The organism is Streptomyces sp. NPDC086080 (genome assembly GCF_044540255.1).
Classification (GTDB): domain Bacteria; phylum Actinomycetota; class Actinomycetes; order Streptomycetales; family Streptomycetaceae; genus Streptomyces.
In genome coordinates this window covers 65,513-84,533 of record NZ_JBITRU010000027.1, presented here as the reverse complement: position 1 = coordinate 84,533, position 19,021 = coordinate 65,513, and the positions used below count along the sequence as shown (strand labels likewise).

Annotated in this window: 18 protein-coding genes; 6 read left to right on the top strand and 12 right to left on the bottom strand. The window is 71.4% G+C overall.

Annotation, left to right across the window (positions count from 1 at the left end):
* Positions 1 to 23: 23 nt before the first annotated feature.
* A complete protein-coding gene (locus ACIF9R_RS27575; RefSeq protein WP_399985071.1) occupies positions 24 to 1,181 on the bottom strand; it encodes an acyl-CoA dehydrogenase in 1,158 nt (385 codons plus the stop codon).
* Between the two features lie 181 nt (positions 1,182 to 1,362).
* Between ACIF9R_RS27575 and ACIF9R_RS27570 the strand changes: the two genes are divergently transcribed.
* Positions 1,363 to 2,706 (top strand): UDP-glucose dehydrogenase family protein, encoded by a 1,344-nt coding sequence (locus ACIF9R_RS27570; protein ID WP_399985070.1) that lies wholly within the window; start codon positions 1,363 to 1,365, stop codon positions 2,704 to 2,706.
* A gap of 148 nt (positions 2,707 to 2,854) precedes the next feature.
* On the opposite strand, the gene ACIF9R_RS27565 is transcribed toward ACIF9R_RS27570, so the two are convergent.
* The gene (locus ACIF9R_RS27565) at positions 2,855 to 3,364 is read right to left on the bottom strand and encodes a CGNR zinc finger domain-containing protein (protein ID WP_399985069.1); all 510 of its coding nucleotides are present in this window, start codon (positions 3,362 to 3,364) and stop codon (positions 2,855 to 2,857) included.
* Positions 3,365 to 3,505: 141 nt separating this feature from the next.
* On the opposite strand from ACIF9R_RS27565, the gene ACIF9R_RS27560 reads away from it, so the two are divergent.
* Complete coding sequence (locus ACIF9R_RS27560) at positions 3,506 to 3,865, top strand: VOC family protein (protein ID WP_399985068.1); 360 nt, start codon at positions 3,506 to 3,508, stop codon at positions 3,863 to 3,865.
* A 25-nt stretch (positions 3,866 to 3,890) separates the two neighbouring features.
* A complete protein-coding gene (locus tag ACIF9R_RS27555; RefSeq protein WP_399985067.1) occupies positions 3,891 to 4,283 on the top strand; it encodes a VOC family protein in 393 nt (130 codons plus the stop codon).
* Positions 4,284 to 4,678: 395 nt separating this feature from the next.
* Here the strand turns inward: ACIF9R_RS27555 and ACIF9R_RS27550 are convergent, their stop codons facing one another.
* Genes ACIF9R_RS27550 through ACIF9R_RS27540 form a run of 3 tightly spaced genes read right to left on the bottom strand, consistent with a single transcriptional unit; the run spans position 4,679 to position 7,532 of the window.
* A complete protein-coding gene (locus tag ACIF9R_RS27550) occupies positions 4,679 to 5,857 on the bottom strand; it encodes a dipeptidase (RefSeq protein WP_399985066.1) in 1,179 nt (392 codons plus the stop codon).
* A gap of 14 nt (positions 5,858 to 5,871) precedes the next feature.
* Positions 5,872 to 6,396, bottom strand: coding sequence for a 5-(carboxyamino)imidazole ribonucleotide mutase (gene purE / locus ACIF9R_RS27545; protein ID WP_399985065.1), 525 nt, complete (start codon positions 6,394 to 6,396; stop codon positions 5,872 to 5,874).
* Positions 6,393 to 7,532: a 5-(carboxyamino)imidazole ribonucleotide synthase gene (locus ACIF9R_RS27540; RefSeq protein WP_399985064.1), complete on the bottom strand. Its 1,140-nt coding sequence runs from the start codon at positions 7,530 to 7,532 to the stop codon at positions 6,393 to 6,395. Before ACIF9R_RS27540 ends, purE begins: the two co-directional genes overlap by 4 nt.
* A gap of 152 nt (positions 7,533 to 7,684) precedes the next feature.
* Between ACIF9R_RS27540 and ACIF9R_RS27535 the strand changes: the two genes are divergently transcribed.
* On the top strand, positions 7,685 to 8,215 hold the full coding sequence (locus ACIF9R_RS27535) for a GtrA family protein (RefSeq protein ID WP_399985063.1): 531 nt from the start codon (positions 7,685 to 7,687) through the stop codon (positions 8,213 to 8,215).
* 28 nt (positions 8,216 to 8,243) lie between these two features.
* Here the strand turns inward: ACIF9R_RS27535 and ACIF9R_RS27530 are convergent, their stop codons facing one another.
* Positions 8,244 to 9,518 (bottom strand): ATP-binding protein, encoded by a 1,275-nt coding sequence (locus ACIF9R_RS27530; protein WP_399985062.1) that lies wholly within the window; start codon positions 9,516 to 9,518, stop codon positions 8,244 to 8,246.
* Positions 9,519 to 9,553: 35 nt separating this feature from the next.
* Positions 9,554 to 10,231 (bottom strand): response regulator transcription factor, encoded by a 678-nt coding sequence (locus tag ACIF9R_RS27525; RefSeq protein ID WP_399985061.1) that lies wholly within the window; start codon positions 10,229 to 10,231, stop codon positions 9,554 to 9,556.
* A 512-nt stretch (positions 10,232 to 10,743) separates the two neighbouring features.
* On the opposite strand from ACIF9R_RS27525, the gene ACIF9R_RS27520 reads away from it, so the two are divergent.
* Positions 10,744 to 12,240 (top strand): oligopeptide:H+ symporter, encoded by a 1,497-nt coding sequence (locus tag ACIF9R_RS27520; RefSeq protein ID WP_399985060.1) that lies wholly within the window; start codon positions 10,744 to 10,746, stop codon positions 12,238 to 12,240.
* Positions 12,241 to 12,427: 187 nt separating this feature from the next.
* Here the strand turns inward: ACIF9R_RS27520 and ACIF9R_RS27515 are convergent, their stop codons facing one another.
* A complete protein-coding gene (locus tag ACIF9R_RS27515; RefSeq protein WP_399985059.1) occupies positions 12,428 to 12,997 on the bottom strand; it encodes an ATP-binding protein in 570 nt (189 codons plus the stop codon).
* 242 nt (positions 12,998 to 13,239) lie between these two features.
* A complete protein-coding gene (locus ACIF9R_RS27510) occupies positions 13,240 to 13,617 on the bottom strand; it encodes an STAS domain-containing protein (protein WP_399985058.1) in 378 nt (125 codons plus the stop codon).
* 252 nt (positions 13,618 to 13,869) lie between these two features.
* Here ACIF9R_RS27510 and ACIF9R_RS27505 point away from each other — a divergent pair, with 252 nt between their 5' ends.
* Positions 13,870 to 14,784, top strand: a complete 915-nt coding sequence (locus ACIF9R_RS27505) for an RNA polymerase sigma factor SigF (RefSeq protein WP_399985057.1) — start codon at positions 13,870 to 13,872, stop codon at positions 14,782 to 14,784.
* Between the two features lie 95 nt (positions 14,785 to 14,879).
* Here the strand turns inward: ACIF9R_RS27505 and hutI are convergent, their stop codons facing one another.
* The 3 genes from hutI to ACIF9R_RS27490 are packed head-to-tail and all read right to left on the bottom strand — an operon-like array spanning position 14,880 to position 18,696.
* A complete protein-coding gene (hutI, locus tag ACIF9R_RS27500; RefSeq protein ID WP_399985056.1) occupies positions 14,880 to 16,052 on the bottom strand; it encodes an imidazolonepropionase in 1,173 nt (390 codons plus the stop codon).
* 20 nt (positions 16,053 to 16,072) lie between these two features.
* Entirely contained in the window at positions 16,073 to 17,497 is a 1,425-nt protein-coding gene (locus tag ACIF9R_RS27495; protein ID WP_399985055.1) for a formimidoylglutamate deiminase, read from the bottom strand.
* Positions 17,494 to 18,696, bottom strand: coding sequence for an allantoate amidohydrolase (locus ACIF9R_RS27490; RefSeq protein ID WP_399985054.1), 1,203 nt, complete (start codon positions 18,694 to 18,696; stop codon positions 17,494 to 17,496). The genes ACIF9R_RS27495 and ACIF9R_RS27490 overlap by 4 nt, the downstream gene beginning before the upstream one ends.
* Between the last annotated feature and the right edge of the window lie 325 nt (positions 18,697 to 19,021).

Sequence of the window (19,021 nt, the reverse complement as noted above, 5' to 3'; positions counted from 1 at the left end):
CCGCGGCCCGGGAGCACCGGGTGTCACGGCAGGTTGCGGGCCATCACGATCCGCTGGACCTGGTTCGTGCCTTCATAAATCTGCGTGATCTTCGCGTCGCGCATCATCCGCTCGACCGGGTAGTCACGGGTGTAGCCGTAGCCGCCGAGGAGCTGGACGGCGTCCGTGGTGACCTCCATGGCGACGTCGGAGGCGAAGCACTTGGCGGCGGCACCCTGGAAGGTGAGGTCGGCGTCACCGCGCTCGGACTTGGCCGCGGCGGCGTACGTCAGCTGGCGGGCGGCCTCGATCTTCATGGCCATGTCGGCGAGCATGAACTGGACGCCCTGGAAGTCGGCGATCGGCTTGCCGAACTGCTTGCGCTCCTTGACGTAGCCCTTGGCGTAGTCGAGGGCGCCCTGGGCGATGCCGAGGGCCTGCGCGGCGATGGTGATGCGGGTGTGGTCCAGCGTCTTCATCGCGGTGGCGAAGCCGGTGCCCTCCTCGCCGATCATGCGGTCGGCGGGGATGCGGACGTTGTCCAGGTAGACCTCGCGGGTCGGGGAGCCCTTGATGCCGAGCTTCTTCTCCGGGGCACCGAAGGAGACGCCCTCGTCGGACTTCTCCACGACGAAGGCGGAGATGCCCTTGGAGCGCTTGGTGGGGTCGGTGACCGCCATCACCGTGTAGTACTCGGATTCGCCGGCGTTGGTGATCCAGCGCTTCACGCCGTTGAGGACGTAGGCGTCGCCGTCGCGGACCGCCTTGGTCTTCATGCCGGCGGCGTCGGAGCCGGCGTCCGGCTCGGAGAGGCAGTACGAGAACATCCCGTCGCCCTTGGCGAGCGGGGTCAGGTACTTCTTCTTCAGCGCGTCGGAGCCGGAGAGGATGACCGGCAGCGAGCCCAGCTTGTTCACGGCCGGGATGAGGGAGGAGGACGCGCAGACGCGGGCCACCTCCTCGATCACGATGACCGTCGCGAGGGCGTCGGCGCCGGCGCCGCCGAACTCCTCGGGGACGTGGACGGCGTGCAGGTCGTTGGCCACGAGCGCGTCCAGCGCCTCGCGGGGAAAGCGGGCGTCCTCGTCCACCGCGGCGGCGTACGGCGCGATCTTCGCCTCGGCCAGTGCGCGGACGGCGTCACGGAGCATGTCGTGCTCCTCGGACGGGCGGTACAGGTCGAAGTCAGCCGATCCGGCCAAGGTCTCTCACGCTCCAAAACGCTGCGATGCTGGTCACGCTAACTACCGTTAAGTAACTCCGATTTTATGCCTTCCGCCACGGTCGCGGATAGGTGAGGTTGACGACAGCCGACCGCCGCCGTTCCCGGCCCCCCGGATATGCTCGGGCGCGCCCTGTTTGCCGTATACCCCTGGAGCACCCATGGCCCTCAAGATCACCGTGATCGGCACCGGTTATCTCGGTGCGACCCACGCGGCGGCCATGGCGGAGCTGGGGTTCGAGGTACTGGGACTCGATGTCGTACCGGAGAAGATCGACACGCTCCGGCGCGGCGAGGTCCCGATGTACGAGCCGGGGCTCGACGAGTTGCTGCGCCGGCACGTCGCCGGGATCGAGGGGTCGACCGGGCGGCTGCGGTTCACCATGGACTGGGCCGAGGTGGGCGAGTTCGGTGATGTGCACTTCGTGTGCGTGAACACCCCGCAGCGGCACGGTGAGTACGCCTGCGACATGACGTACGTCGATTCCGCGATCGCCTCGCTCGCGCCGCACCTCAAGGGCCCCGCCCTGGTCGTCGGCAAGTCGACGGTGCCCGTGGGGTCCGCCGACCGGCTGGCCGCCTACCTGGTGGAGCACGCCCCGGCCGGCGAGGACGTGGAGCTGGCGTGGAACCCGGAGTTCCTGCGCGAGGGATTCGCCGTGCAGGACACGCTGCACCCGGACCGGATCGTGGTGGGGGTGCGCGGCGAGCGGGCGGAGAAGCTGCTGCGTGAGGTGTACGCCACTCCGGTCGGGGAGGGCTCGCCGTTCGTGGTGACGGACTTCCCGACGGCGGAGCTGGTGAAGACGTCCGCGAATTCCTTCCTGGCCACCAAGATCTCCTTCATCAACGCGATGGCGGAGCTGTGCGAGGCGACCGGCGGTGACGTCGCCAAGCTGGCGGAGGCCATCGGTTACGACGACCGGATCGGCGCGAAGTTCCTGCGCGCCGGCATCGGTTTCGGCGGCGGCTGTCTGCCCAAGGACATCCGGGCGTTCATGGCGCGCGCCGGCGAGCTGGGCGCGGACCAGGCGCTGACGTTCCTGCGGGAGATCGATTCCATCAACATGCGCCAGCGCGGCCGGATGGTGGAGCTGACGAGGCAGGCCCTGGGGGGCGGTTCCTTCCTCGGCAAGCGGGTGGCGGTGCTCGGCGCCACCTTCAAGCCGGACTCGGACGACGTCCGGGACTCGCCGGCGCTGAACGTGGCCGGACAGATACATCTGCAGGGCGGCCAGGTCACGGTGTACGACCCGAAGGGCATGGACAACGCCCGCGGTGTCTTCCCGACCCTGGGGTACGCCGGCTCGGCGCTGGACGCGGTACGGGGTGCCGATGTCGTCCTGCATCTGACGGAGTGGCGGGAGTTCCGGGAACTGGACCCGGCGGAGCTGGGCGAGGTCGCGGCCGAGCGGCTGATCCTGGACGGACGCAACGCCCTCGACGCGGAGGTGTGGCGGAAGGCCGGGTGGCAGTTCCGCGCGATGGGGCGTCCCACCGCGTAGGCTCCCTCCGGCGGACCCCGGCCCGGGTCCCCGGCATGATCCGGCGGACCGGCGCCGCGTGAACGGGTGACGCCGGTTCGGCCGAGGCTCAGTCGGCCGAACCGGCGTCCTGCAGCATTCTGCCCCACCGGGCGGGGTCTCGGAGCGGCTACGCCTCCTTCGCCCGGTACCGGCGCATTTTGGCGCGCGCCCCGCACACCTGCATGGAACACCAGCGGCCGCGTCCGGCGGGGCTGCGGTCGTAGTACGCCCAGTGGCAGGTGGTGGCCTCACAGGCCTTCAGTCTGTTCCAGGTGCCCGCGGTGACCGCTTCGGCGACGGCGGCGGCGATCCGGGAGAGCAGCGGCCCGTCGTCGACGGGTGCGAGGGCGGCCGAACCGTCGGCGGTGTCGACCGTGACCACCAGGGGGGCTCGCGCGAGCAGGTCGCCGAGGGGGGTGACCCGCTCGCGGTGCGGGGGGTGGCCGGCGTGGGCGAGGAGGGTCGCGCGCAGGGACTCGCGCAGTTCGCGGGCGGAGTCGGCGGTGTCCTCGGTGAGCCCGAAGGGCGCGCGGCCCTCGGGGGTGTCCAGCGCGTCGCCGCCCGTCGCCAGGTCCACCGTGTTGACCAGGGCCTGGATCAGGACCAGCTTCCCGGGCGGGGCCGCTCTCTCACTCATGCCTGGACCGTACCTCCCGGTTCCCTCTCATCCGCATATCCGCTTATCCGCTTGCGGCGTTACCTCCTATGGTGCAGCATGCGGTAACGGTTACCGGTTGCCCGAATCTACGGGTAACTTCCGAGACCTCGAGGAGGAGTCATGTCCGTTGCCACAGTGGGCGCCGTCGTCCTGGACTGTCCCGATCCGCGTGCGCTGGCGGCCTTCTACGCCGGGATCGTGGGCGGCACGGTGGAGGGAGAGGGCGACTGGGTGGACCTCTCGGTGCCCGGCGGCCCCGTCCTCGCCTTCCAGGCGGCCCCGGGGTACGAGCCGCCGCGCTGGCCGGCGGCGGACCGCTCGCAGCAGTTCCATCTGGACCTGACCGTCGACGACCTGGACGCGGCCGAGAAGGAGGTGCTGGCGCTCGGCGCGAAGCCGCTGGACACGGAGGACCGCTCGCGCACCTTCCGGGTTTACGCGGACCCGGCCGGGCACCCGTTCTGCCTGTGCGCCTGCTGACGCCTGCTGACACCTGGAGGAATTCATGGCCGCCGTGGCTCGCCTGCGCAGTGTCGTCGTCGACTGCCCGGACCCGCGTGAGCTTGCCGTCTTCTACGCGGCCCTCGGTGGCGGCACACCCGTGGAGGAGGACGCGGACTGGGTGGTGCTCCAGATCCCCGCGGGGCCGCGGCTGGCCTTCCAGCGCGCGCCGGGGTACGCCTCGCCCGACTGGCCGCGCGCCGGCCACGGTTCGCAGCAGTTCCATCTCGACTTCGACGCCGGGAACACGTGGGAGGAGATCGACGCGGCCGAGGAGAAGGTCCTGGCACTGGGGGCGCGGGTGCTGGACCGGGAGGACTACGAGAACAAGGACTTCCGGGTGTACGCCGACCCCGCGGGGCATCCGTTCTGCCTGTGCCGGATCGAACAGCCCTAGAAGCCCGGCTGGTCAGCCGTCCGGGCCGGCGACCGTCGCTGTGGACGGGGGCCGGCGCCGGCGCCGCTGGGCGGTGTGGGCGGCGAAGTCGGCGCCGCGCGGTACCCGCTGGACATGTCCCCGGGCCGGCAGGGCCGCCACGGACCGGACCGGCCGTCGGCCCTGCGGCCGGCACGGCACGTCCCGGGTCGCGTCGGCCGGTTGCCGGGCACGCCCCCGGTCGCCCCGGACGGGGCCCGGCGCACCCCCGGCCACGTCGGACGATTGCCGAGCACGCCCCCGGTCGCCCCGGACGGGGCCCGGCGCACCCCCGGTCGCCTGGGGCCGGGCGGGGCCCCGGTCGCCTCGGACGAGGCCGGGCACGTCCCCGGTCGCCTCGGACGAGGCCGCGCGGGTCAGGTGTCCAGGGACTCCAGCGTCGCGTGGGACGGTGCGCGGCTCGTCCGGAGATCCCGGGCCACGTCCTCCGCGGCGCCCAATACCCGTACCGCGTTCTGCCAGGTGAGCTTCGCCAGGTCGGGCCGGGACCAGCCGCGGCCCAGGAGTTCGGCGATCAGGTTCGGGTAGGCGGACACGTCGCCGAGGCCGTCGGGGGTGAAGGCCGTGCCGTCGTAGTCGCCGCCGATGCCGAGGTGGTCGATGCCGGCGACCTCGCGCATGTGGTCCAGGTGGTCGGCCACCGTGGACACCGTCGCGACCGGGCGGGGGTGGGTCTCCTCGAAGGCCCGGTGGACCTTCATCCCCTCGGCGGTGGTGTCGAGGTGGTGGAAGCCGTGCGCGCGCATGTTCTCGTCGGCCGCCGCCGTCCAGTCGACGGCCGCCTGGAGCACGAACTTCGGCACGAACGTCACCATGGCCACACCCCCGTTGGCGGGCAGCCGCTCCAGGACGTCGTCCGGGATGTTGCGGGGGTGGTCGCAGACCGCGCGGGCGGAGGAATGCGAGAAGATCACCGGCGCGGACGTGGCGTCGAGGGCGTCCCGCATGGTCGTCGCGGCGACGTGGGAGAGGTCGACCAGCATGCCGAGCCGGTTCATTTCCCGCACCACCTCCCGGCCGAAGGCCGAAAGACCGCCCACTACTGGCTCGTCGGTCGCCGAATCCGCCCACGCCACATTGAAGTTGTGGGTGAGGGTCAGATAGCGGACGCCGAGGTCGTACAACCCCCGCAGCGTGCCGAGGGAGTTGGCGATGGAGTGGCCGCCCTCCGCGCCCATGAGCGAGGCGATACGGCCCTGCCCACGCGCCGCCTCCATGTCTGCGGCGGTCAGCGCGGGTGCCAGGTCCCGCGGATGACGCTCCAGCAACTGCCGTACGCAGTCGATCTGTTCCAGCGTGGCTGGCACCGGGTCGGGCTGGTCCGCGCGGACGTACACCGACCAGAACTGCGCCCCGACGCCGCCCGCCCGCAGCCGGGGGATGTCGGTGTGCAGGTGGGCGGACTGGTCGGCGGCGATGTCGCGGGCCCCGAGGTCGTAGCGGACCTGTTCACGCAGCGCCCACGGCAGGTCGTTGTGCCCGTCGGCGACGGGGAACTCCGCCAGCAGAGCACGGGCGTCGTCGAGGAACGTCATGGCACCCACGCCGCTCAGTTGCCGAAGCCGAAGCCGCCGCCGGAGCCCTCGGCCTTGGCGCGCAGCCGCTTGCCCTTCTCGGTGGCCTGGTCGTTCAGCTCCTGCTGGAACTCCCGCATCCGGCCGAGGAGTTCCTCGTCGTGCGTGGCGAGGATCCGGGCCGCGAGCAGGCCCGCGTTGCGCGCGCCGGCCACGGAGACCGTCGCGACCGGGACACCGGCCGGCATCTGCACGATGGACAGCAGGGAGTCCATGCCGTCGAGGTACTTCAGCGGCACGGGCACGCCGATGACGGGCAGCGGGGTGACCGAGGCGAGCATGCCGGGCAGATGCGCGGCGCCGCCCGCACCCGCGATGATCACCTTGAGTCCCCGGTCCCCGGCCTGCTCGCCGTACGCGATCATCTCGCGGGGCATGCGGTGCGCGGAGACGACGTCGACCTCGTAGTCGATCTCGAACTCGTCGAGCGCCTTGGCTGCCGCCTCCATGACGGGCCAGTCGGAGTCCGACCCCATGACAATGCCTACGACCGGGCTCATTCGGTGATCGTGCCTCTCAGGTAGCCGGCTGCGTGACGTGCGCGCTCCAGCACGTCGTCCAGGTCGTCGCCGTAGGTGTTGACGTGGCCGACCTTGCGGCCGGGCTTCACGTCCTTGCCGTACATGTGGATCTTCAGTTGCGGGTCGCGGGCCATGCAGTGCAGGTACGCGGAGTACATGTCCGGGTAGTCGCCGCCGAGGACGTTGACCATGACCGTCCACTTCGCCCGCGGGCGCGGGTCGCCGAGCGGGAGGTCGAGGACGGCGCGGACGTGGTTGGCGAACTGCGAGGTGATCGCGCCGTCCATCGACCAGTGGCCGGAGTTGTGCGGGCGCATCGCGAGTTCGTTGACGAGGATGCGGCCGTCGCGGGTCTCGAACAGCTCGACGGCCAGGTGGCCGACGACGCCGAGTTGCCCCGCGATGTTCAGCGCCATCTCCTCGGCGCGGAGCGCGAGCTCCTCGGCGAGGCCGGGCGCGGGGGCGATGACCGTGTCGCAGACGCCGTTGACCTGCTGGGACTCCACGACCGGGTAGGCGACGGCCTGGCCGTGCGGGGAGCGGACCACGTTGGCGGCCAGTTCCCGCACGAAGTCGACCTTCTCCTCGGCGAGGACGGGCACACCGGCCTTGAACGGCTCGGCGGCCTCCTCGGCGGAGCCGACGACCCACACGCCCTTGCCGTCGTAGCCGCCGCGGACCGTCTTGAGGACGACGGGGAAGCCCTCGCCCTCCGCGGCGAACGCGGCCACGTCCCCCGGGTCGGCGACGATGCGGTGCCGCGGGCACGGCACACCGATCGCGTCGAGCTTCGCACGCATCACGCCCTTGTCCTGGGCGTGCACCAGCGCCTCGGGGCCGGGGCGGATGGGGATGCCGTCCGCCTCCAGGGCACTGAGGTGCTCGGTGGGCACGTGCTCGTGGTCGAAGGTGATCACGTCGCAGCCGCGCGCGAACGCGCGCAGCGTCTCCAGATCGCGGTAGTCGCCGACGACGACATCGCCGACGACCTGCGCCGCGGAATCCTGCGGAGTGTCACTGAGGAGCTTGAACCTGATGCCGAACGGGATGCCCGCCTCGTGTGTCATACGAGCGAGCTGGCCCCCGCCGACCATGCCGACTACCGGGAACGTCACGACCCCAGGGTATCGGCCCGCGCCACGGTGGCCGATTTCGCACCCGTCGGGCGGGAGCGTCCGCGGTCGTGGCCCACGTCCGCAGGAAGATCGCGCGGCCCGGTGGTTAGCATGGCTGGGTTACGCATTCGACGAACAGGAGCCTGCAGGCGATGGAACATGGTTCCTCGGGGCTTCGACGGCTCTACCGGGAAGTGGCCAAGTTCGGCGCGGTGGGGGGAGCCGGCGTCCTGGTCAACCTGGGCGTGTTCAACCTGGTCCGGCAGGTCACCGACCTCCAGGTGGTGCGAGCGAGCGTCATCGCCACCGTCGTGGCGATCGTCTTCAACTACGTCGGTTTCCGGTACTTCACCTACCGGGACCGCGACAAGTCCGGGCGCACCCGGGAGATGTCCCTGTTCCTGCTGTTCAGCGCCATCGGTCTGGTGATCGAGAACGGTGTGCTGTACACGGCGACGTACGGATTCGGCTGGGACAGCTCGCTGCAGAGCAACATCTTCAAGTTCCTCGGCATCGGCGTCGCGACCCTTTTCCGCTTCTGGTCCTACCGCACCTGGGTGTTCCGCACGCTGCCGGCCCGGGGGCCGGTGGCGGGGTCGGGGCCGGGCCCGGTCGGTGAGGCCCGTCCGGTCGAGGCAGCGGGTGCCGTGGCGCGTCACCGCTCCGTCCGGCGGCTGCCGTAGCCGGCACTCCGTCCGGCGGCCGCCGCCGTCAGCGCACCGTGCGGCGGCTGTCGTCGTCCGGGGACTTCTGCGGGGGCGTACGGGAGAGGAAGAGGCCGAAGACCGCCGGGTTGGCCTGCAGCATCTCCAGACGGCCGCCGTCCGCTTCCGCCAGGTCCCGGGCGACCGCAAGTCCGATGCCGGTGGAGTTGCGTCCGCTGATCGCCCGCTCGAAGATCCGGGCGCCCAGGTCGGCGGGGACGCCCGGGCCCTCGTCGGTGACCTCGACGACGACCTGGTTGCCGGTGACCCGGGTCCGCAGGGCGACCGTGCCGCCGCCGTGCATCAGCGAGTTCTCGATCAGCGCGGCCAGCACCTGGGCGACCGCGCCCGGCGTGCCCACCGCCCGCAGTTCCCGCTTGCCCGACATGACGATGGCCCGGCCCGCGCTGCGGTAGGCGGGGCGCCACTCGGCGAGCTGCTGGGTGATCACCTCGTCGAGGTCGAAGGTGACCGCGGAGCCGGTGCGGGGGTCGCGGGAGTTGGTCAGCAGCCGCTCCACCACGTCCGTCAGCCGCTCCACCTGCGCCAGCGCGATCGTCGCCTCCTCCTTCACCGTGTCCGGGTCGTCGGTGAGGGTGATCTCCTCCAGCCGCATCGACAGGGCGGTGAGCGGGGTACGCAGCTGGTGGGAGGCGTCGGCGGCCAGACGGCGCTCGGCGGTCAGCATGCGGCCGATGCGTTCGGCGGAGGAGTCCAGCACGTCCGCGACCCGGTCCAGCTCCGGGACGCCGTAGCGGCGGTGCCGGGGACGCGGATCACCGGAGCCGAGGCGCTCGGCGGTCTCCGCGAGATCGGTCAGCGGGGAGGCGAGCCGGCTCGCCTGGCGGATCGCCAGCAGCACCGCCGCGATCACCGCCAGCAGCGCCACCAGGCCGATGATCAGCAGCGTACGGCCGACCTCCCGGGTCACCGAGGAGCGCGGCTCCTGGACGGTGACCGTCTCGCCCTCCTTGCCGGGCGCCGAGGCACTGATCACATCGCCGTCCGGCTTGGTGCCGACCTCGATGAGCGGCTTGCCGGGAATCCGGACGATGGCGTACCGGTCCTCGGTGACCTGGTCGCTCAGGATCTCGGCGGTGACCTTGTCCTCGACGAGCAGCCGGCTGTCGACGATGCTGGCCAGCCGTACCGCCTCGGACTCCACCCGCTCCCTGGCGGTCTCACTGATCGTACGGGTCTCCACGATCACCAGGGAGACGCCGAAGACGGCGATCACGACGAGCACCACGGCGAGCGTGGACTGGATCAGACGACGGCGCATGTTCTCTTACCGGGAGCCGGACCCCGCGGGGGGGTTCAGCTCTTCTCGAAGCGGAAGCCCACACCGCGCACGGTCGCGATGTAGCGGGGGTTGGCGGCGTCGTCGCCCAGTTTCTTGCGCAGCCAGGAGATGTGCATGTCGAGGGTCTTGGTGGAGGACCACCAGGTGGTGTCCCAGACCTCGCGCATCAACTGGTCCCTGGTGACGACCCGGCCCGCGTCCCGCACCAGGACCCGCAGCAGGTCGAACTCCTTGGCGGTGAGCTGGAGCTCCTCCTCACCCATCCACGCCCGGTGCGACTCGACGTCGATGCGCACCCCGTGGGTGGCGGGCGGCTGCTGGGGTTCGGTGGAGCCGCGGCGCAGCAGGGCCCGGACCCGGGCGAGCAGTTCGGCGAGGCGGAACGGCTTGGTGACGTAGTCGTCGGCGCCCGCGTCCAGGCCCACCACGGTGTCGACCTCGTCGGCGCGGGCGGTCAGGATCAGCAGCGGAACCGTGTGCCGCTCGGCGCGGAGCCGGCGGGCGACCTCGAGGCCGTCCATGCCGGGCAGACCGAGATCCAGCACCACCAGGTCGACGCCGCCCTGCATCCCGGCGTCGAGGGCGCCGGGTCCGTCCTCACGCACCTCGACTTCGTAGCCCTCCCTGCGCAGGGCGCGGGCCAGCGGCTCCGAGATGGACGCGTCGTCCTCGGCGAGCAGTACACGGGTCATGGCAGTGATGGTAGTCCCGTCACGGCGGGCCCCGGGGTGTGATCGCCGGGCTGGGGTTCTCACCGTCCGCACACCTGTCTCTCACCCCGGGCCGTCCTGGTACGGACCTGAGGGTATGGGGTGCGATCCCGGGGTAGACCTTCGAATATGTGATCCAGTTCCACTGTGACCTGTGATCCGTATCTCAAGTCCTTCCTTATCCGGCACTGTCCTGCCGTATGGTGAATCCACGCCTGTTGCACCACGGGGACCTTTGGCGCCGTCGACGCCGAGGGTCTCCGCTGTGTGCGGGGCCGGTTTCCGCCGGCCCGGAAGCAATGACCTGTGGCCGGGCCTCACCGCGCGTAGACGCACGGAGGAGGCGTGGATCCCGGTGGTCGCCGTCCGCCGCTCCGCGATCCGGAGCGGCCTCCCCGGGGCGTGGGTGGACGGTGCGGCCCCGCCGGTGCCGGCCTGCCCCCCACCGGGCGCGTGCACACACCTGCGACGCGTCCCGACAGCAAGGAACGACCATGGCGTCCAGCCTGACGAAGGACTCGGTCACTCCGGGTACCCCCGGTTCCGAGGAGACCTTCTTCGGCCACCCCCGCGGACTGGCCACACTCTTCATGACCGAGATGTGGGAGCGCTTCTCCTACTACGGCATGAGGGCCCTGCTCCCGCTGTACCTCGTCGCGCCCGGCGGACTGGGCCTGAGCGCGGGCACCGCCACCGCGATCTACTCGGTGTACCTCTCGCTGGTGTACCTGCTCACGATGCCGGGCGGCTGGTTCGGCGACCGCGTGTGGGGCCCCCGCAGGACCGTCGCCGTCGCCGGCGGCATCATCATGCTGGGCCATCTGACGCTGGCCCTGCCGTCCTCCGGCACCTTCTACGCGGGGCTCGGCCTGGTCGCCATCGGCTCCGGTCTGCTGAAGGCCAACATCTCCACGATGGTCGGCCAGCTCTACCAGGGTCCGGGCGACCCGCGCCGGGACGGTGGCTTCACCGTCTTCTACATGGGCATCAACCTCGGCGCCTTCGCCGCGCCGCTGGTCATCGGCACCATCGGTGAGAGCGTCGACTGGCACCTGGGCTTCGCGCTCGCCGCGCTCGGCATGGGCCTGGGCGTGGTGCAGTTCCTGCTGGGCAGCCGCCACCTGGACGCCCGGTCCAGCATCGTGCCGAAGCCGCTGTCCGCGGAGGAGAAGTCCTCGACACTGCGCAAGGCCGCGCTGTGGGCGGGCATCGCCGTCGTCACGTACACCGTCCTCGGCGTCACCGGCACCTACACCCTGAACTGGGTCCTGGTCCCGCTGACACTGCTCGGTGTGATCGTCCCGGTGATGGTGATCGCCCGCATCAAGCGCGACAAGGACCTGGACCGCGCCGAGCAGTCGAAGATGTCCGCGTACATCTGGTTCTTCGTCGCCGCCGCGATCTTCTGGATGATCTACGACCAGGGCGGCTCGACCCTGTCACTGTTCGCCGACTCGTCGGCCGAGAACAGCGTCCTCGGCTGGGACTTCCCGGTCTCCTGGTACCAGTCGGTCAACCCCGTCCTGATCATGGCGCTGGCCCCGGTCTTCGCCTGGGTCTGGCTGGCGCTGAACCGGCGGGGCAAGGAGCCGAGCACGATCGTGAAGTTCGCCTCCGGTCTGGTGCTGGTCGGTGTGTCGTTCTTCCTGTTCCTGGCCCCGCTGTCGATCGCCGAGGGCGGCCACAGGGCGGCGGCACTCTGGCTGGTGGCGATCTACTTCACGCAGACCGTCGGTGAGCTGCTGCTCTCCCCGGTCGGCCTGTCGGTCACCACGAAGATGGCGCCCGCGAAGTACGCCTCGCAGATGATGGGTGTCTGGTTCCTGGCCGTCACCGCCGGTGACGCCACGACCGGGCTGCTGTCCATCGCCGGCGTCGACCTGAACAAGACGGGCATCGTCACGATGGAGGCCACGCTCGCCGTGCTCGCCGGTGTCGCGGTGTGGATGTACCGCAAGAAGGTCAAGAGCCTCATGGGCGACGTGCGCTGAGCGACCCCCGAGAAACGCCGGAGAGGCTGCTTCCAGCCTCTCCGGCGTTTGGTCCGGGGGCCGCTTCCAGCCTCTCCGGCGTTTGAGGAGCGGGGGTCCGGGGGCGGAGCCCCCGGGGGACGGGAACGGGAAGGGGCGGCGGGGGCGAAAACTCCCGTTGAGGACCCCGGGGCACGGCCCGCGGCACCTACGCCGGCGTTCCCAGTTCCGCCCAGACCGTCTTGCCCGCCACGCCCGGAGCGCGGACGACGCCCCAGTCCAGACACAGCCGCTGCACGATGAACATGCCGTGCCCACCCGGCCGGCCCGCCCGGTGCGGGGTGCGCGGGGACGGCTGACCCGTACCCCGGTCGGTGACCTCCAGCCGGATCACCTTCCTGTCACAGGTGATCGCCATATGGTCCGGCCCCTCGGCGTGCAGACACGCGTTGGTGACCAGCTCGGAGACGACCAGCAGGACGTCCTCGGCCGCGGCCCGCCGGTCCGCGGTGGCGGCGGGCAGCCAGCCCCACTCGTACAGCGCCTGACGGGTGAAGTCACGGGCCAGCGGGACGACGCCGCTCTGGTCACCGAAGTCCAGCCGGCGGACCCGCCCGCCGCCCGAGGAGCCCGGCGGCGCGGTGGGCGTGGCGACGCCGCCGTCGGGCGCGCCCCCGGCCGGTGCGCCCCCGGCCGGCGCCGCGCCCCCAGGCGTCCCGGAAGCGCCGCCGGGCTCCGGACCGCGGTCGCCCGGCGAATAGGGCCGGGTGGTGCTCATCAGCGCTTCACCTCACCGTGTCACCGGTTCACGATTCAAAAGATTCCGTACTCGGTCGGTCACGCGCGTACGGCACGTCCGGTTCCCGGCACCCTCGCGACCACCGTGTCCGGCCCGTTCAGGATGTCTCCTGCCCGAGCGTGCCGAGGGGACACCCCCGTATTCGCGCGAAAAGGCGCGACGAAGGAGACCCCGCGACGACGGGAGTGACAAGAGCGCCCCGCCGGGCGTGCCCGCGCGGGTCACGCCGAATCGTCGGCCAGGGCCGCCTCGAGCGTGTCATGGACGGTGAACACCGCGTCCGCTCCCGTGATCTCGAACACGCGCGCGACCACGGACTGCATTCCCGCGAGATGGACACCACCCCCGGCTTCCTCGGCCTTCAGCCGGGCGCCGAGCAGCACGTTGAGCCCCGTGGAGTCACAGAACTCCAGCCTGGAGCAGTCGATGACAAGCCGCTTGAATCCCTTGGCGAGGCAGCCCTCAAGTGGCTCGCGCAACAGATCGGCAGTGTGGTGATCCAACTCACCCGCCGGAGTCACGACGGCACTGGGGCCCTCTTCTCGCACCTCGACCAGAAGCCGGCCAGACTGTGCGCTGCCGACCGTCCCGCGGTCCATGCCGTCTCTCTCTCCCGCCGTCGTGCCTGCTTGCTGACGCCTCAGAACATTACGCCTTCCGGCCACGCATCGACACTCTAACAATCACGCACAAACAGACATATGCGCACAGGACGCACTTGCGATGTCCTCGCGGAAGCCGGTAGGGCTAGTAAAGACACGGAAACCGACACGGCCGGCTTTGGAGGCGCCGCACACCGCAGTGCACGTATCGGCTTCGGCAGCCATATGCCGAGAACGATGGAGGACATCATGTCACCCCGGCTCGACGCATCGCCTACCCCTGAAGCGACGTCGACACCACCTCCGGAACATCTGGATCCCATCGAGCACGACGACCAGGGTGTCGTCCCGGACGACCTACTCGCCGGACTACCGGAGATCCCCCCCTACGACGAGGTGGGCCCGGTCGACGCACGGGCTCTGTCCAAGACTCTCTTCGAGCGCCTCGAGTCGCTGGAGGAGGGCACCCACGAGTACTCGTACGTCCGCAATACGCTCGTCGAACTGAACCTCGCGCTGGTCAAGTTCGCCGCCTCCCGCTTCCGCTCGCGCAGCGAGCCGATGGAGGACATCATCCAGGTCGGCACCGTCGGCCTGATCAAGGCGATCGACCGCTTCGAGCTGTCGCGCGGTGTGGAGTTTCCCACTTTCGCGATGCCGACCATCATCGGCGAGATCAAGCGCTTCTTCCGCGACACCTCGTGGTCCGTGCGGGTGCCGCGCCGGCTCCAGGAGCTCCGCCTCGACCTGGCCAAGGCCGGTGACGAACTCGCCCAGCAGCTCGACCGCGCGCCGACAGTGGCCGAGCTGGCGGAACGTCTGGGCATCACCAACGACGAGGTCGTCGAGGGCATGGCCGCGTCGAACGCCTACACCGCCTCCTCGCTGGACGCCCAGCCGGAGGAGGACGACGCCGAGGGTGCGCTGGCGGACCGGATCGGTTACGAGGACCACGGGCTCGAAGGCATCGAGTACGTCGAGTCGTTGAAGCCGCTGATCGCCGAACTGGCGCCGCGGGACCGGAAGATCCTCTCCCTGCGCTTCGTCGCGGGCATGACCCAGTCGGAGATCGGCGAGGAGCTGGGCATCTCCCAGATGCACGTCTCCCGTCTGCTGTCGCGGACGCTGGTGCGACTGCGCAAGGGACTCACGGCGGAGGACTGATCCTCACCGGATCGACGCGTGCCTCGAAGGGGGCGGTCCGCAGCCGGGCCGCCCCCTTCGGCGTGACGCCGCGCCCACCCCGGCCGGCCGCCCGGTCACGCCTCGCGTACGCCCCGCCGCCACACCCCGGCGACCAGCGGGACGCCCGGCCGGTAGGCGAGGTGCACATGGCTCGGCGCGTCGAGAAGGACGAGGTCGGCGCGCGCGCCCAGGGCCAGACGGCCGATGTCGTCACGGCGCAGGGCCGCCGCGCCGCCCGCGGTGGCCGACCAGACCGCCTCGTCCGGTGTCATCCCCATGTCCCGTACCGCGAGCGCGATACAGAAGGGGACGGAGGACGTGAAGGACGAGCCGGGGTTGCAGTCGGTGGAGAGCGCGACCGTCGCCCCGGCGTCCAGCAGCCGGCGGGCGTCCGGCCAGTCGGCGCGGGTGGAGAACTCGGCGCCGGGCAGCAGGGTGGCGACCGTGCGGCTGTTCGCCAGGGCGTCCACGTCGGCGTCGGTCAGATGGGTGCAGTGGTCGGCGCTGGCCGCGTCGAGCTCGACGGCGAGCCGGACTCCGGGGCCGTAGGTGAGCTGGTTGGCGTGGATGCGCGGGTGCAGACCCTTCGCCCGGCCTGCGGTGAGGATCGCGCGGGCCTGGTCGCCGTCGAAGGCTCCCTTCTCGCAGAAGACGTCGATCCAGCGGGCGTACGGCGCGCAGGCGTCCAGCATCTCGCCGGTGACCAGGGCGACGTACCCGGCCGGGTCCTCGGCGTACTCGGGGGCGACGATGTGGGCGCCGAGGTAGGTGACCTCGTCGGTGTGACGGGCCGCCAGGCGCAGGGCACGGGCCTCGTCCTCGGTGGTCAGGCCGTAGCCGGACTTGGTCTCGAAGGTCGTGGTGCCCTGCCGCAGGGCCTCCGCGAGGTGGCGGGTGAGATTCGACTCGAGTTCCGCGTCGCTCGCCGCCCGGGTGGCGGCCACGGTCGTAAGGATGCCGCCCGCACGGTAGGGGCGGCCGGACATCCGGGCGTTGAACTCCTCGGTGCGGTCGCCCGCGAAGACCAGGTGGGAGTGGGAGTCGACGAAGCCGGGGAGGACCGCCCGACCCCCGGCGTCGACCCGGTTGTCAGTGGCGGGTGCTTTGCTTGATTCACCGGTCCACACGACGCGGTCGCCGTCGACGACGACGGCCGCGTCCCGGACCAGACCGAGGGGAGACATGTCACCCAGGGAGGGATCGTTGGTGACCAGCGTGGCGATGTTGCTGATGACGGTACTGCTCATGGTGTCCTCATGGGTGGTCGTCAGGCGCGCAGGGCTTCGACGGCCCGCGCGAGGGCTCCGGGCACATCGGGAACGAGCGTGTGCGCCCCGTCGCGCACGACGTGCCGGCCCGCCACGATCGTGTGCCGTACGTCCGCCGCCGTCGCGGCGAATACGGCCGTCTCGGCGCCGAGTCGCGGCAGTGGCCCCGCTGTTCTGACCGAGTCGAGGGCGATGGTGACGAGGTCGGCGCGCGCCCCGGTCCCGATGGTGCCGATGCCGTCCCAGCCGAGGGCGGCGTGTCCGTCGGCGGAGGCGGCCCGCAGCAGGGCGGCGGCCGTCCAGTGGCCCCGGGTGCGGGTGCGCAGGCGCTCGTGGAGCTCCATCGCGCGCGCCTCTTCGAACAGGTCGATCACCGCGTGGCTGTCGGAGCCGAGGGAGAGCGGGGAGCCCTCGTTCTGCAGGGCCGCGGCGGGGCCGATGCCGTCGGCGAGGTCCCGCTCCGTCGTCGGGCACATACAGGTGCCGGTGCCGCTGCCGCCGATGAGGGAGATGTCCTCGGCGGTGAGATGGGTGTTGTGGACACCGGTGGTGCGCGGTCCGAGGACACCGTGCAGGGCCAGGAGCTGGGCCGGGGTGCAGCCGTGGATCTCGCGGCAGGCGTCGTTCTCGGCGGTCTGCTCGGACAGATGCACATGGAGCGGGGCCCGCCGCTCCTCCGCCCACCGCGCCACGGTCGCCAGCTGCTCCGCCGGTACGGCCCGGACGGAGTGGATCGCCGCACCGATCCGTGCGTGATCCCGTTCCTTGAGAAGTGAACAGCGTTCGGCCCAGGCGTCCGCGTCGCCGTCGGAGAAGCGGAGCTGGTGGGTGGTGGGCGGCTGTCCGAAGCCGGAGGAGAGATAGGCGGTGTCGAGGAGGGTGATCCGGATACCGGCTTCGGCGGCGGCCGCGATCAGCGCCTCGCCCATGGCGTTGGGGTCACCGTGGGGCGTGCCGCCGGGGGTGTGGTGGACGTAGTGGAACTCGCCGACCGTGGTGATGCCGGCCAGCGCCATCTCGGCGTAGGTCGCGCGCGCGAGCGAGAAGTAGCTTTCGGGGGTGAGCCTGTCCGCGACGGCGTACATCACGTCTCGCCAGGCCCAGAATGATTCCGGTGCCTGTTCCGCCGCCCGTTCCCCTCTCCGCCGAAGCGGAGGTGTACCGGCGTGCCCGGGGGCGTCGGCGCGTCCGGGTAGGCCGCTTCCCGCCTGGACGGTGCCGCGCAGCGCGCGATGAAAGGCATGGCTGTGGCTGTTGGCCAGGCCCGGCATCGTGAGACCGCGCAGCACCTCCGCGCCGGGCGGTGGGACGGGGGTCTCCTTGTGGACCACGGCGATGCGGCCATCGGCGATGTCGAGCGCCACGCCCGGCTCGACGGTGCCGTCCAGCCACGCGTATTCCGCCCAGTAGCTCCTCTTGGTCACGTGCGGACCAGTCCTTCCAGTACGTCGGCGAGGGCGAGGACTCCGGCCACGCAGTCGTCCTCGGCCGCGTACTCGGCCGGCGAGTGCGAGACACCGGTGGGGTTGCGCACGAACAGCATGGCGGTCGGGACGCGTCCGGAGAGGATTCCTGCGTCGTGTCCGGCGCCGGTGCCGAGGACGGGCACGGTGAGGTGGGTCCCGCTGCCCAGGATGCGGGCGAGTTCGTCACGCAGGGCGTGGTCGAACTCGACGACGGGCGTGAAGGACTCGCGTTCGACGCCGAGGTCCACACCGTGGGCGGCGGCGTGGGCGCGGGCCGCCTTCTCCACGCCGCCGACCACGGTGTCCAGGCGCTCCTGGTCGGCGGCGCGGGAGTCGAGCCAGCCGCGCACCAGGGAGGGGATGGCGTTGACGCCGTTCGGCTCGACGGCGATCTTGCCGAAGGTGGCCACGGCACCGGCGCGTTCCGCCTCGCGGCGGGCGGCGAGGACGGTCTCGGCGTACGGCAGCATGGGGTCACGGCGGTCGGCGAGCCGGGTGGTGCCGGCGTGGTTGGCCTCCCCGCGGAAGTCGAACCGCCAGCGGCCGTGCGGCCAGATGGCGGAGGCGACGCCGATGCGGTCGCCGGACAGGTCCAGGGCGCGGCCCTGCTCGATGTGGAGTTCGACGAAGGCGCCGATGCGGTCCAGCCGCTCGGGGTCGGCGCCGATGGCGTCGGGGTCGTACCCGGCTGCCTCCATGGCCTGCGGGAGCGTGATGCCGTCGGCGTCGGTGAGCCGGTGGGCCTGCTCGACCGTGAGCACGCCCGCGGTGAGCCGCGAGCCGACACAGGCGAGGCCGAACCGCGCGCCCTCCTCGTCCCCGAAGTTGACGATGCCGAGCGGCCTGGCGAACGGCACGCCTCTGCGGCGCAGTTCGTCGAGGGCGGCGAAGGCGGACACGACCCCGAGGGGCCCGTCGAAGGCCCCGCCGTCGGGCACGGAGTCGAGATGCGAGCCGGTGACCACGGCGTCCCCCCGCGCGGGGTCCCCGAGCCAGGCCCACTGGTTCCCGTTCCGGTCGACCTCGTAGGTCAGCCGCCGGTCGCGGGCCTGCTCCTCGAACCAGCCCCGGCACTCGGAGTCGACCCGTGTCCAGGCGAACCGCCGGTACCCACCGGAACCGGCGTCGCGCCCCATGGGCAGCAACTGACGCCACATCTCATGGAAACCGTCCCCCCGGACTGCCCGCGCCGCACCCTGCTCCCGGTCGTCGCCGGCCCGCACCCCACCGGGCCGCGGGCCGGCGGCCGAACCCGGGCCGCCAGGCCGTGCGCCACCCTCCGGCGACGGGCCACCACCAGGCTGTGAGCCATCCGCCGGCCACGGACCACCGCCAGGCCCCCGGCCACCCACGGACCGCGAGCCACCGGAATCCGGGCCACCGGGCCGTGGCTCGCCGCCGGTATCCGGACCACCGCCGGCCTGTGGGCCGTGGTTCCGGAGGGTGGTGGGGGTGTCTGCCGTGCCGTGCGGGCCGCCGGGG